The following is a 12,246-nucleotide window of genomic DNA, read 5'->3' as shown; positions in this document are numbered from 1 at the left end:
GGGCCGTGCGGACCCCGACCCCTCGCGTGGGCCGTGCGGACCCGGCTCCTCAGGCGTGGGCCATGAGCTCCCGGACCCCGCCGCTGATCACGGCGGTCACCGGGATCCCCGCCCGGTCGATCAGGCCCGCGGCGACGGCCGCCCGGCGGCCGCTGCCGCACACCACCCAGATCTCCCGGTCCCGGGGCAGCTCGCCGATCCTGCGGGGCAGTTCGGCCAGGGGTACGGCGAGCGAGCCGGGGATGCCGCCCTCGGGGCGGTCCGGCCGCACGTCGAGCAGCAGCCGGCCGGCCAGGTGCCCGGCCGAGGCGGCTGCGTCCGCGGTGCGGAAGGTGCGCAGTGGGCGGCCTGCGGCCGCCCAGGCGTCGGGCCCTCCCGCCAGGTATCCGGCGACGTCGTCGTAGCCGATCCGCAGGAGCTGGGCCATCGCCTCGTGGGCGGCGTCCCCGGCGGGTTCCGGCAGGACGAGGACCAGGCGCGTGCCGAAGGGGACGACCTCACCGACGAGGCTCGCGAAGCGGTCGTCGAGCTCGTCGCAGATCGAGTCGGGCAGATGGCCGGCGGCGAAGGCGGCCCGGTCGCGCCCGTCGACGATCTGCGCGCCGCCGCCGGCGAGCCCCTCCACCATGGCCGGGGTGAGCGGGCGGAGGGTGGGCGGGCCGCCGAGGACGTGTGGCCCGTGCCCGTTGATGGGTCCCATGTGGTGGTAGTAGGCGGGGTACGGGGGCAGGCCCGACATCCGTCCTCTGACGAACTCCTCCTCGTCCTGGGCGGTCAGTACGGGGTTGGTGCGCCGTTCGGCGCCGACCGTGCTGGTCCGCTCCCCCGACACCGGGCCGGCCGCGCAGGAGCTGCCCGCGCCATGGGTCGGCAGGACGCGGGTGCCGTCGGGGAGCAGGGCGAGCCGGCGCAGGGTCCGGTACTGGGCCCGGGCGAGTTCCTCCGTACGGCCGCTGCCGGACAGGTCGGTCCGGCCGGCGTTGCCGACGAGGAGGCTGCCGCCGGTGAAGACGGCCGACGGGGCCCGGTCGGTGTCGTCGAAGACCAGGTAGGAGGTGTGTTCGGCGGTGTGGCCCGGGGTTTCCACGGCTCGTACGGTGACGTCGCCGACGAGGATCTCGTCGTCCTCGGCCAGGGGCAGGTGGTCGAAGCCGTAGGGTGCGCGGGCCGGTCCCGCGACCGTGGCGCCGGTCGCCGCTCTGACCTCCAGCGCGCCGGAGACGTAGTCGTTGTGCACGTGCGTCTCCAGGACGTAGCGGATCCCGACGCCCTTGGCGGTACAGGACTCCACCAGGTCCCAGATGTCCCGCTGCGGGTCGACGAGGGCGGCTTCGTCGCCGCTGACGAGCAGGTAGCTGGTGTCCCCGAGCGACGGGGTGGCGATGACCTCGATCGTCGCCTCGGAAGCGTTCATACGACCACCACTTCGACGGAGGCCACGGGGTTGCAGCCGTAGCCGCGGGCGTTCCACGGGGCCTGCGGCGGCTGTGTGTCGCCGCGGGCGTCGGTCGCGCGGGAGAGCAGCCGGTACGGTCCGGGCTGCTGCGGGGTCCACCGGTAGGACCAGCTCCGCCAGGCGTAGGGCCCGGCCGGTGGTTCGAGGGCGGCTTCGTGCCAGCCGCGGAGGTGGTCCGGGTCGCTGCCGTCGTCCTCGTGCGCGGCCCGCACCTCGACCCTGCGGACGGGTACCCCGTCGCCCGACCAGGCGTGGCCGCGGACCAGGGTCTCGTGGCCGCGGCGCACGTCGTCGTCCGGTGCGGGCTCGGTGATGAGCGACTTGACCCGCAGGGCCGTCACGGGGCCTTCGGGGGTGCCGCGCGGGTCGACGTAGAGGTACTCCTCGGCCTGGAAGACCCCGGTGAAGGGGCCGGTCACGGCCCGCGCCCCGACCAGCCACTTCACATCTGCGACGGCGTACCGGCCGGGGACCAGCAGACGGACCGGCGCTCCGTGCTCGGGGGTGAGCGGCTCGCCGTTCATGCGGGTGGCGAGGAGGGTGTCCGGGTGGCGGGCGACGGTGAGCGGGAGGCTGCGTTCGAACGGGGTCCGGCGGCCGCGGACCGTGCCGGAGTCGGCTCCGGTGAAGACGATCTCGACGGCCGCCGGGTCGATCCCGGCGCGGTCGGCGAGGAGGCGGAAGGGCACGCCCGCGAAGTGTGCGCAGCCCACCGCCCGCTGGCCCCAGGGCACGCCGGGCGGGGCCGGCCGCATCAGGCTGCGGCCGTTGCCCGCGCATTCGACGACGACGTCGAGCTCGCGGTGTTCCAGGGTGAGGAGCTCTGCGTGGCCGATGGAGAAGGCGGTGGCCACGGCGCCGCCGATCCGCAGCCGCCACCGGCCGGGTTCGGCCGGCGGAATGCCGAAGTGGTCGCGTACGAAGAGGGCCGCCGCGGGGGTGACCGGCTCGGCCAGCGCGGCCGACGGGGTCTGGGCGTTGTACGGGTCGGCGGTGACCGTCTCGGGTGCCCAGACGGTGGCGCCGGGCCCGCGGGCGACCCGGGAATCCGGCGCTGCTGTCATGGCCACACCTCCCGTCGGCCTGGTCCGGAGCGCGACGCGAATTTCTTCCAGCCTACGTCCGCGAACCCCTTGACTCAGGACAAATAGGGAGGAGACTCGTCAATACACCGGATCACCGGAAAGAGCCGCACCTCCCTCAGGAGACGTCCTGGGGTTCGAGTGACTACTCTCCAGGCTCTGGCCAGGCCCCCGGCAGCACCTGTCGACCACGGGAGCCATCGGCGACGGCGGATGGCTCATGGCATCGACGGACTGCCGGGGACTGTCGTGTACTCCCGCTGTTTCAAGGAAACCGACCCGAAGTGAGCGAGCGGTGACTCCCGGGCCGCGCCCCGACGGGCGCCGGCCCGGGAGCGCGTCCGGGTTCAGGCGAGTTCGCGCGGGCGGGGCGCCTCGGCGGTGTCGAGGACCGCCGCGATCCCCCGGGCCAGGCAGGGGATCCGGTGGGCCGGGATGCCGGCGATGTTGATCCGCCCCGAGGTCGTCCCGTAGATGGCGTACTGCCTGCGCAGCCGCAGCATCTGGTTCGGGGTCAGCGGCAGCATCGAGAACATGCCCTTCTGCCGGGCCAGCGAGCGGGCCTGCTCCGCGCAGCCGAGATTGCCGAGGTGGGCGGTCAGGTCCGCCCGGTTGGCCATGATCCGGCCGCGCATCACGTCCAGCTCGGCCCGCCAGGAGGCGCGCAGCCCCGCGTCCTGGAGGATCGTGGTCACGACGGCGGCGCCGTGCTCGGGCGGCATGGAGTACAGGGTGCGGGCGGCGTTCTGCAGGGCCGTCTCGGCGTGCCGCACGGCCTTGGCCGAGGCGCCGAGCACGATGGCGCAGCCGACGCGGTCGCTGTAGAGGCCGAAGTTCTTCGAACAGCTCACGGCGATCAGCATCTCGGGCACCCGGGAGGCCAGCATCCGCGTGGCCAGCAGGTCGGCCTCCAGGCCGTCGCCGAGTCCGTGGTAGGCGAGGTCGACGAAGGGCACCCAGCCGCCGCGCAGGGCCGACTCGGCCAGCGCTTCCCAGTCGTCCAGCAGGGGGTCGACGCCCGAGGGGTTGTGGCAGCACCCCTGGAGCAGGACGACGTCGTCGCGTCCCGCGTCCGCGAGCTCCCGCAGCACGCCGGCCGTGTCGAAGCCGCCCTCGGCGTCGCGCCACCCGTAGGTGCGGACCTTGAGGCCGGCGGCCTCCAGGATCGGCCGGTGGTTGACGTAGGCCGGGTCGCTGATCCACACCGTCGCGCCCGGGCGGGTACGGAAGACGAGGTCGGCGAGGAGGCGCAGGGCGCCGGAGCCCGCGACGGTCTGGACGGCCGCGGCCCGCTCGGCGGGCCCGTCGGGGCCCAGGACCAGGTCGAGCAGGGAGGTGTTGAAGGCGGTGTTGCCGGACAGCCCGCGGTACTCCTTGGACTCGGAGCGCTGTGCGAGCCGGATCTCGGCCTCGCGGACGGCGGTCATGACGGGGGTGGACCCGCTCTGGTCCCGGTAGACGCCGAGGACGAGGTTCAGTCGTTCGGGCCGCTCGTCGCCGCCGAACTCGTACGTCAGGTCCCACAGCGGGTCGGTGGGCGGCGTGGGAAGGAGCTCAAGCATCTGCGGGGACCTCGGGTCGGGGGCGGCGGTTGGCGAGGACGACGCCGGCGGTGATCAGGGGGACGCCGACGAGGACGGCGACGGTGGGTGTCTCGCCGAGCAGGGGGATCGCGAGCAGGACCACGGCGACGGGGCTGAGGCTGCCGACGACGGAGCTGCGTTCGGCGCCGAGGCGGCGGATGGCGAAGGCGTAGAGCAGGCCCGCGCACAGCCCCACTCCGAGACCCTGCACGACCAGGAAGAGCGCGATGTCGGTGCGCGCGGCGTGCGCGATCCCGGTGGGGAGGACGCCGGTCAGGACGAGCACTCCGATGATCACGAAGGAGGGCAGGCACAGCAGCCCGATCGATCCGACGGGGTCGAGGTCCACCTCGCGCAGCCCCACGGTGTAGAGGGCCCACAGGCCGCTGGCGACCAGGAGGATGCCGGAGCCGGCGAGGACGTCGGTGTCCACGGGGACGAGGTAGCGCCAGACGAGGGCGAGGACACCGGCCGCGATCAGGGCGAGGCCGACGGCCTGTGTGCCCCTGGGGACGCCGTGGCCGCGCCGGATCATGATCAGGGAGACGAAGAGCGGGACCATGCCGGGGACGATGGAGCCGACGAACGCCGCGGAGGTCAGCGCTCCGCCGTGCATCGCGGCCAGGAAGAAGGGCACCCCCGCACCGCAGACGATCTTGAGGGCGGGGCCCGGCCGCACCGCGGCGATGGCGTGGCGGCGCCGCCACAGGGCGGGCAGCAGCAGGACGAGGGGGAGGCCGAACCGGAGCAGCGCGGCATCGGCGGGCAGCAGGGAGGAACTGCTGAGGGCGCGGGCGCTGAGCGCGAACGCCGCCCAGATCGACACCGTCACCAGCAGTGCCAGCATCCCCTGGGCCTGGGGGGAGAGCCCGCGCCGGCCGGGGTGTCCGGCGCGCGGGCCCGCCGCATCGGGAGGCAGGGTCGCCCGGGTGGTGTGCGTCGCGACCAAGGGATCCACTCCAGCCTCTGGAACACGGGCCGGTCCGGTCCGTTCGAGGGCAACGTTAGGGCTTGGGCCGGGGCAGCCGATTGCCAGTTCTGCCTCTCGGACATACGTTTGGGGCAGGATCTGCCAAGGAGTGGCCATGGACGCAGTTGATCTGCAGATAATCCGGGAATTGCAGACAGACGGGCGTCTTTCCAACCAGGAGCTGGCCGATCGCGTCCGACTGTCCCCCTCGCCCTGCCTGCGCCGGGTCCGGCGGCTGGAGGAGGCGGGCCTGATCCGCGGTTACACGGCCATGGTCGACCAGGTCGCGTTCGGACTGCCGGTGACCGTCTTCGTCCGGATCCGGCTGGAGCGGCACACGGCGGAGGCGGTGCGGCTCTTCGAGGAGCACGTCGCGGTCATCGAGCACATCCAGGACTGCTACCTGATGGCGGGGAGCAGCGACTACCTGCTCCGGGTCGTCATCGAGGACCTGGAGGCGTACGAGGCCCTGGTGCGCCACCGCATCCACGCCATCCCCGGGATCGCCTCGATCGAGTCGAGCTTCGCGTACGGCAGCGTCAAGCAGACCAGGACGTACCCCCGCCCGGCGCCGGGCACCCCGCGCCGGCCGGTGTGAGCGCCTAACGGGTGGCTTCGACGGCCGCCTCGAAGGCGGCGTGGGCGGCTTCGTCGAAGAGGACGAAGCGCACCTCCTGGACGTCGGTGCGGGCGGACAGGACCGTACGTACGGCGATCCGCGCCCCGTCGTCCATGGGCCAGCCGTAGATGCCGGTGGAGATGGCCGGGAAGGCGACCGTACGGGCGCCCAGCTCGTCGGCGACGCGCAGCGACTCGCGGTAGCAGGAGGCGAGCAGCTCCGAGCGGTCCTCCTCCCGCGACCAGACGGGACCGACGGTGTGGATGACGTGCTCGGCGGCCAGCCGGCCGGCGGTGGTGGCCACGGCCCGGCCCGTCGGCAGGCCCTTGCCGTAGTGGCCGCGCCGCAGGTCCTCGCAGGCCGCGAGGATCTCCGGGCCGCCCTTGCGGTGGATGGCGCCGTCGACCCCGCCGCCGCCGAGCAGCGAGGAGTTCGCGGCGTTGACGATGGCGTCGGCCTGCTGGGCGGTGATGTCGCCGCGGACCAGGGTGATGCGGACCATGGGGGTCCTTTCGCGGGTGGGGCCGGGCGGTCTCAGGCGGCCTTGCGCAGGTGGCGCCAGACCGCCTTGGCGGCGTTGTGGCCGGACATGCCGTGGACGCCCGGGCCCGGCGGGGTCGCCGAGGAGCAGAGGAAGACCGCCGGGTGGGCCGTCGAGTACGGGGAGAGGCTGAGCCGGGGGCGCAGCAGGAGCTGGAGGCCGGAGGCGGCTCCGCAGGCGATGTCCCCGCCGATGTAGTTGGGGTTGCGGGCGGCCAGCTGGGGCGGGCCGGCCGTGGCGCGGGCGAGGACCAGATCGCGGAAGCCCGGGGCGAAGCGCTCCAGTTGGCGTTCGACGGCGTCGGTGAGGTCGCCGTCCCAGCCGGCGGGGACGTGCCCGTACGCCCAGAAGACGTGCTTGCCCTCGGGGGCCCTGCCGGGGTCGGCCAGGCTGGGTTGTGCCGTGATGAGGAACGGCGCGCGGGGCGCCCGGCCGCCGGAGGCGAGCTGCAGGGCGGCGTCGATGTCGCGCATGCGCGGGCCGACCTGGACGGTGCCGGCGCGGCGCGGCTCCTCGGCCGTCCACGGGACCGGGCCGTCCAGCGCGTAGTCGATCTTGAAGACGCTGGCGCCGTACCGGTAGCCGTCGTAGACGCGGCCGAGGCGGGCGATCCTGGCCAGCGCGGTAGGCGAGGTGTCGAAGACGTAGGCGCGGGCGGGCGGGAGGTCGTCGAGCCGCTTGACCTCGAAGTCGGTGTGGATCGAACCGCCGAGGTCGCGCAGGTAGGAGGCGAGGGCGTCGGAGATCGACTGGGAGCCGCCGCGGGCCATGGGCCAGCCGCCCGCATGGGCGGCGAGGGCGAAGACCAGGCCGACGGCGCCGGTGCCGATCCCGCCGAGCGGGGCGATGACGTGGGCGACGAGCCCCGCGAACAGGGCCCGCGCCCGTTCGTCCTGGAACCGGCGCAGCAGCCAGGTCGAGGGCGGCAGCCCGGCGAGCCCGAACCGGGCGAGGGTCACCGGGTCGCGGGGCAGCGCGGTGTTCGGCAGGGACATGAAGTCCCGGGCCAGGCTGTCCCATCGGCCGAGGAACGGCCCCACCAGGCGCCGGTAGGTGCCCGCGTCGCGCGGCCCCAGCGACGCCGCCGTCTGCGCGACGGAACGCGAGAGGACGGCGGCCGTGCCGTCGTCGAAGGGGTGCGCCATGGGCAGCGGGGCGTGCAGCCACTCCAGCCCGTACCGCTTCAGCGGCATCGTGGCGAAGACCGGCGAGCCGGCGCCGAGCGGGTGCACCGCCGAGCAGGGGTCGTGCCGGAAGCCGGGGAGGGTGAGTTCCTCGGTCCGGGCTCCGCCGCCGATCGTGTCGGCGGCTTCGAAGACGGCAACGGAGAAGCCGCGCCGGGCCAGTTCGACGGCGGCCGTCAGCCCGTTCGGCCCCGCTCCGACCACGACCACATCGAAAATCGACGGCACGTGCGACTCCTTCGTTTCCGGTGGTGGCGCCTGCGCCCCCAGGATATGGCGACGCGTGCGCGGTACCGGACTCCTTATCGGCCCCGGAGCAGTTCCCGGATGCGTACGGCGGTGGGCTCGTCCCGGCCGACGGCGAACGGCAGGGCGTTGTCGCGGTCCACCCGGAAGGGGACACCGTCGACGGTGCTCTGTGCGCCGCCCGCCTCGGCGACCAGCAGCAGTCCGGCGGCGTGGTCCCACGCCGAGGGCCAGGTGAAGGCGAGGGCGTCCATCTCCCCGCGGGCCACCTTCAGGTACTCCAGGCCGGCCGAGCCGCAGGGGCGGGCCGCGACGCCGGGTACGTCGAGCCGGGCCAGGGTGCGCTTGTTCTCGTCGGAGGTGTAGAGCGGGTGGGCGGTGGCGACCCGCAGGTCCGCGCCGGGTTCGGGCGAACCGCTGTGGATCCGCTCGCCGTTGACGTAGGCGCCCCGGCCGCGGACGGCGGTGGCGAGCTCCTCCAGTGCCGGGGCGAAGGTCCAGGAGGCGAGGATCTCGCCGCGCACGGCCAGCGCGACCAGGGTGCAGAAGGCCGGGTCCCCGTTGACGAACTGGCGGGTGCCGTCGACGGGGTCGACGATCCACACGGGAGCGTCCGCGCGCAGCGCCTCGTACACGGTGGGGTCGGCGTGGACGGCTTCCTCGCCGACCACGGCCGAGCCGGGCAGCAGGTGCGTCAGGGAGGCCGTGAGGTGCTCCTCGGCCTTGCGGTCGGCGACGGTCACCAGGTCGTGGGGGCCGCTCTTCTGGTCGACCTCGTGCTCGGCGAGCTGCCTGAATCGCGGCATGATCTCGATCGCCGCCGCCTTGCGGACGGCTTCTTCCACATCGGGCAGGCCATGGGCCAGGAACTCATCGATCATGCCTCCAGCAAAGCACGCCCGGCCGGCAAACCCCACCGCCACTACCGGACACCCGGTCGGACACCGGGTGGCCTCCGGGTGAACGGCCCCGGGGCGGGCGCGGCGGCCGGTCCGGTCGCCTCCCCCGGTCGCCTCCCGGGCCCCCTCCCCGGGCCCCCTCCCCGGCGGCTGCCGCGGGAGGGGTCAGCCGGCGACCGGGAACATCGCCGCGCGCCGGCCCTCGGGCGACGTCAGCCACTCCAGCTTCTCCGCGGTCCCGGTGCCCGGCAGCGGTGTGTGCAGCACGATCGCCAGGTCCGGGCGGGCCGGTACCCGTAGCTGCGTCGACTCCAGGAAGAGCGTGCCGGCGGCGGGGTGCTCGATCTCCTTCTTCGTCTGTCCGCCCGGCCGCACGTCGCCGCGTTCCCACAGTTCGGCGAATTCGGGGCTGAGCGCGCGGGCCTCCTCGATGACCGCCCGGAAGCCGTCGTCGTGGGGCCTCTCCGAGCAGGCGGCCCGGAACTGGGCGACGACCTGGCCGGCGATCTCCTCCCAGCGCGTGGCGCGGGCCCGGTAGAGGGGGTCGGTGAAGAAGGCGATCAGGCAGTTCTGCACGGTGTCCGGGCGCAGGCCGAAGACCAGCGACGCCGCGTCGTTGTAGAGGACGGTGTTCCAGTAGACGTCCATGATGTGCGCGGGGAAGGGCATCCACGCCTCGATCAGGCGCCGCAGACCGTCGCACATGTCCTGGTCGCCCGGCGCGACCTCCAGGGCGGGCGGGTTCAGCCCGGCGAGCGCGTACAGGTGCCGGCGCTCGGCGCTGGTCAGCTTCAGCACCCGGCCCACGGAATCCAGGACCTGCCCGGACACCGTGATGTCGCGGCCCTGTTCCAGCCACTGGTACCAGGAGACGCCCACCCCGGCGAGTACGGCGACCTCCTCGCGGCGCAGGCCCGGGGTGCGGCGGCGGGCCCCGCCGTCCGGCAGGCCGGCCTCCGTCGGGGTGATCCTGGCCCGTCTGCTCATCAGGAACTCGCGCAGTTCGGACCGTCGGCGCTCGTCGGTCGCTGTCGCCACAAACTCCCCCTGTTCGGCTGCCTGGTGGTGCCACCAACAGGATAAGTTCCCACTCCGCACGGGCATTCCCGGGCCGCGAGGGTGGTGGACATGGCGATCGACACACAGACCACGACCACCGGGCCGCACCCGGCGGCCCCCGAGGACGGCCGGCTGTCCGGGCGGGCCCGGCTGGTCCTCTTCGTACTCTGCGCCGCCCAGTTCATGGTGGCGCTCGACTTCTCCGTGCTGAACGTGGCCCTGCCGGCGCTCGGTGCGGACCTGGGCATGAGCCGGTCCGCGCTCCAGTGGGCCGTCACCGCCTTCGCCCTGCCGTCCGGCGGTTTCCTGCTCCTCTTCGGCCGCATCGCCGACCTGTACGGCCGCAAGCGGCTGTTCCTCACCGGCCTCGCCGTCTTCGGTGCGGCCTCCGTGCTCGCGACCCTCGCCTGGGATCCGGTGTCGTTCCTGACCGGGCGGGCCCTGCAGGGCCTGGGGGCGGCGGTCATCGTGCCGACCGGCATGTCCCTGCTGACCACGACCTTCCCGGAGGGTCCGCAGCGCGACAGGGCGCTCGGCATCTCCGGCACCCTGATGTCGCTCGGGTTCACCGTGGGCATGGTGCTCGGCGGTGTCATGACGGACACCCTGGGCTGGCGGTCCACGATGGGCCTGCTCGCGGTCACGGCGGTGGTCGTCCTGGTCCTCGCCCCGGGGCTGCTTCCGGAGTCGCGTACGACCGAGCGGCCGCGCCTGGACGTGCCGGGGGCCGTCACCGTCACCGGCGGTCTGCTCGCGGTGATCTACTCTCTGTCCACGGCGGCTCAGCGCGGCTTCGGCGACGTCGACGTGTGGGGCACGCTGGTGGCCGGGCTGGTCCTGCTGGCCGTGTTCGTGGCGGTCGAGTCGAGGGCGGCGGCTCCGCTGGTCTCGCTGCCGATGCTGAAGCGCCGCACGGTCGCCTGGGGCAACTTCGGTGGTCTGGTGACGTTCTCGATGATGTCGACGGTCATCTTCGTCCTGACCCTGTACCTCCAGGAGACGCTGGGGCTGTCGTCCTTCCGTACGGGTCTGGTGTTCGGCATCCAGGGCCTCGCCTCGGTCGCCGCCGGTGCGTACGCCTCGAAGGTGATCGGCCGCTTCGGCGCCCGCCGCACCCTGGTCTGGTCCCTGGTGGGCCAGGGCGTCCTGGGGGCGGCACTGGTCGGCGTGGGCACGGGGTCGGGTGCCCTGCTGGCCACCGCGGCCGTCTCGCTGGCGAGCATGTGCCACCTGGGCGCGATCATCTCCTACGGGGTGGTCGTGACGAGCGGCGTGCCCGACGAGCAGCAGGGCCTGGCGACCGGCCTGGTCACCACGACACAGCAGATCGGCCTCACCGTCGGCATCCCGCTGCTCGGTGTGCTGGCGACCACGCAGGCCACGCTGTTCGGCGGGGTGCGGACGGTGCTGGCGCTGGACGCGGTGATCGTGCTGGCGGCGGCGCTGCTGGTGGCCGTCGGCCTGGGCCGCGGCCGGCGGGCCTGACCTTCCCCGCCCGCCCCGGGCCCCGCAGCAGCCCCGGTCCCGGCCACCGCCGGGCCCCGGGGCGCCGGGGCGCCGGCCGGGCGGGTCAGGCGTTCAGGGCGGGGATGACCTGGGTGCCGTAGGCGTCGATCGTGGACTCCTTCGCGTCGTGCATGTCGTAGACGGCGAACTGGTCGACGCCGAGGTCGCGCAGGGCGCGGAGCTTGTCGATGTGCGCCTCGGCCGGCCCCAGCAGGCAGAAGCGGTCGACGATCTCGTCGGGGACGAAGTCGGTGGACGGGTTCCCGGCCCGCCCGTGGTGGCTGTAGTCGTAGCCCTGACGGGCCTTGATGTACTCGGTGAGCTCCTCCGGGACCATGCTGGAGTGCTCGCCGTAGCGGGAGACCAGGTCGGCGACGTGGTTGCCGACCATGCCGCCGAACCAGCGGCACTGGTCCCGGGCGTGGGCCAGGGCCCCGGCCGAGGCGTCGGCCGTGACGTAGGCGGGGGCCGCCACGCAGATGGTGATGGCGGACGGGTCCCGGCCGGCCTCGGTGGCCGCCTCGCGGACCGCGTGGATCATCCATTCGGTGAGGTAGGGGTCGGCGAGCTGGAGGATGAAGCCGTCGGCCTTCCGTCCCGCCAGGGCGAGGGCCTTCGGGCCGTACGCGGCCATCCAGACGGGCAGTTTCCCGTCCTTGATCCAGGGGATGCGGATCGGATTGCCGTCGACGGACGCCTCGCGGCCCTCGGCGAGGTCGCGGATGACGTCCATGGCCTCGCCGAGCCGGGCCAGGGTGTTGGGCGCCCGGCCCGCGACGCGCATCGCGGAGTCGCCGCGCCCGATCCCGCAGACGGTGCGGTTGCCGTACATGTCGTTGAGGGTGGCGAAGGTGGAGGCGGTCACCTCCCAGGTGCGGGTGCCCGGGTTGGTGACCATCGGGCCGACGTGCAGCTTCTGCGTGTTGGCCAGGATCTGGCTGTAGATGACGAACGGCTCCTGCCACAGCACGGCGGAGTCGAAGGTCCAGCCGTAGCGGAAGCCGTTGCGCTCGGCGCGCTTCATGAGGCTGATGACCTGGGAGGCGGGCGGGTCGGTCTGCAGGACGAGGCCGAAGTCCATCGGGCGGCTCCTTGACGCTC

11 protein-coding genes are annotated in these 12,246 nt (G+C 73.6%); 2 read left to right on the top strand and 9 right to left on the bottom strand.

Annotation, left to right across the window (positions count from 1 at the left end; translation table 11 throughout):
* Positions 1 to 49: 49 nt before the first annotated feature.
* The 4 genes from NRK68_RS28005 to NRK68_RS27990 all read right to left on the bottom strand — a co-directional run bounded on the left by NRK68_RS28005 (position 50) and on the right by NRK68_RS27990 (position 5,070).
* The gene (locus NRK68_RS28005; protein WP_183063828.1) at positions 50 to 1,414 is read right to left on the bottom strand and encodes an MBL fold metallo-hydrolase; all 1,365 of its coding nucleotides are present in this window, start codon (positions 1,412 to 1,414) and stop codon (positions 50 to 52) included.
* Positions 1,411 to 2,520, bottom strand: coding sequence for a sulfite oxidase (locus NRK68_RS28000; RefSeq protein ID WP_183063827.1), 1,110 nt, complete (start codon positions 2,518 to 2,520; stop codon positions 1,411 to 1,413). The genes NRK68_RS28005 and NRK68_RS28000 overlap by 4 nt, the downstream gene beginning before the upstream one ends.
* A gap of 365 nt (positions 2,521 to 2,885) precedes the next feature.
* The gene (locus NRK68_RS27995; RefSeq protein ID WP_257857104.1) at positions 2,886 to 4,100 is read right to left on the bottom strand and encodes an amino acid aminotransferase; all 1,215 of its coding nucleotides are present in this window, start codon (positions 4,098 to 4,100) and stop codon (positions 2,886 to 2,888) included.
* Positions 4,093 to 5,070 carry a DMT family transporter gene (locus NRK68_RS27990; RefSeq protein ID WP_257857103.1) on the bottom strand — a complete coding sequence of 326 codons (978 nt, stop codon included), beginning with the start codon at positions 5,068 to 5,070 and terminating at the stop codon, positions 4,093 to 4,095. Before NRK68_RS27990 ends, NRK68_RS27995 begins: the two co-directional genes overlap by 8 nt.
* A gap of 136 nt (positions 5,071 to 5,206) precedes the next feature.
* On the opposite strand from NRK68_RS27990, the gene NRK68_RS27985 reads away from it, so the two are divergent.
* Positions 5,207 to 5,689, top strand: coding sequence for an Lrp/AsnC family transcriptional regulator (locus NRK68_RS27985; RefSeq protein ID WP_183063825.1), 483 nt, complete (start codon positions 5,207 to 5,209; stop codon positions 5,687 to 5,689).
* A 4-nt stretch (positions 5,690 to 5,693) separates the two neighbouring features.
* Here the strand turns inward: NRK68_RS27985 and NRK68_RS27980 are convergent, their stop codons facing one another.
* The 4 genes from NRK68_RS27980 to NRK68_RS27965 all read right to left on the bottom strand — a co-directional run bounded on the left by NRK68_RS27980 (position 5,694) and on the right by NRK68_RS27965 (position 9,567).
* Complete coding sequence (locus NRK68_RS27980; protein WP_183063824.1) at positions 5,694 to 6,212, bottom strand: O-acetyl-ADP-ribose deacetylase; 519 nt, start codon at positions 6,210 to 6,212, stop codon at positions 5,694 to 5,696.
* Between the two features lie 32 nt (positions 6,213 to 6,244).
* Positions 6,245 to 7,663 carry a phytoene desaturase family protein gene (locus tag NRK68_RS27975; RefSeq protein WP_183063823.1) on the bottom strand — a complete coding sequence of 473 codons (1,419 nt, stop codon included), beginning with the start codon at positions 7,661 to 7,663 and terminating at the stop codon, positions 6,245 to 6,247.
* 74 nt (positions 7,664 to 7,737) lie between these two features.
* Positions 7,738 to 8,562: an inositol monophosphatase family protein gene (locus tag NRK68_RS27970; RefSeq protein WP_183063822.1), complete on the bottom strand. Its 825-nt coding sequence runs from the start codon at positions 8,560 to 8,562 to the stop codon at positions 7,738 to 7,740.
* Between the two features lie 183 nt (positions 8,563 to 8,745).
* Positions 8,746 to 9,567 (bottom strand): helix-turn-helix transcriptional regulator, encoded by an 822-nt coding sequence (locus tag NRK68_RS27965; protein ID WP_257857940.1) that lies wholly within the window; start codon positions 9,565 to 9,567, stop codon positions 8,746 to 8,748.
* A gap of 141 nt (positions 9,568 to 9,708) precedes the next feature.
* Between NRK68_RS27965 and NRK68_RS27960 the strand changes: the two genes are divergently transcribed.
* Entirely contained in the window at positions 9,709 to 11,124 is a 1,416-nt protein-coding gene (locus tag NRK68_RS27960; RefSeq protein ID WP_183063820.1) for an MFS transporter, read from the top strand.
* 85 nt (positions 11,125 to 11,209) lie between these two features.
* On the opposite strand, the gene NRK68_RS27955 is transcribed toward NRK68_RS27960, so the two are convergent.
* Positions 11,210 to 12,226, bottom strand: a complete 1,017-nt coding sequence (locus NRK68_RS27955; RefSeq protein ID WP_183063819.1) for a TIGR03842 family LLM class F420-dependent oxidoreductase — start codon at positions 12,224 to 12,226, stop codon at positions 11,210 to 11,212.
* Positions 12,227 to 12,246 lie beyond the last annotated feature (20 nt).

This window comes from Streptomyces yangpuensis, from assembly GCF_024666385.1.
Classification (GTDB): Bacteria; Actinomycetota; Actinomycetes; order Streptomycetales; family Streptomycetaceae; genus Streptomyces; species Streptomyces yangpuensis.
The sequence above is the reverse complement of the archived record's forward strand: the minus strand, read 5'-3'. Positions and strand labels throughout refer to the sequence as shown.

Excerpts from the sequence above, each read along its gene's own strand:
- NRK68_RS28005 (WP_183063828.1), bottom strand. The coding sequence starts at position 1,414 with ATGAACGCTTCCGAGGCGACGATCGAGGTCATCGCCACCCCGTCGCTC.
- NRK68_RS28000 (WP_183063827.1), bottom strand. The coding sequence starts at position 2,520 with ATGACAGCAGCGCCGGATTCCCGGGTCGCCCGCGGGCCCGGCGCCACC.
- NRK68_RS27995 (WP_257857104.1), bottom strand. The coding sequence starts at position 4,100 with ATGCTTGAGCTCCTTCCCACGCCGCCCACCGACCCGCTGTGGGACCTG.
- NRK68_RS27985 (WP_183063825.1), top strand. The coding sequence starts at position 5,207 with ATGGACGCAGTTGATCTGCAGATAATCCGGGAATTGCAGACAGACGGG.
- NRK68_RS27980 (WP_183063824.1), bottom strand. The coding sequence starts at position 6,212 with ATGGTCCGCATCACCCTGGTCCGCGGCGACATCACCGCCCAGCAGGCC.
- NRK68_RS27970 (WP_183063822.1), bottom strand. The coding sequence starts at position 8,562 with ATGATCGATGAGTTCCTGGCCCATGGCCTGCCCGATGTGGAAGAAGCC.
- NRK68_RS27965 (WP_257857940.1), bottom strand. The coding sequence starts at position 9,567 with ATGAGCAGACGGGCCAGGATCACCCCGACGGAGGCCGGCCTGCCGGAC.
- NRK68_RS27960 (WP_183063820.1), top strand. The coding sequence starts at position 9,709 with ATGGCGATCGACACACAGACCACGACCACCGGGCCGCACCCGGCGGCC.
- NRK68_RS27955 (WP_183063819.1), bottom strand. The coding sequence starts at position 12,226 with ATGGACTTCGGCCTCGTCCTGCAGACCGACCCGCCCGCCTCCCAGGTC.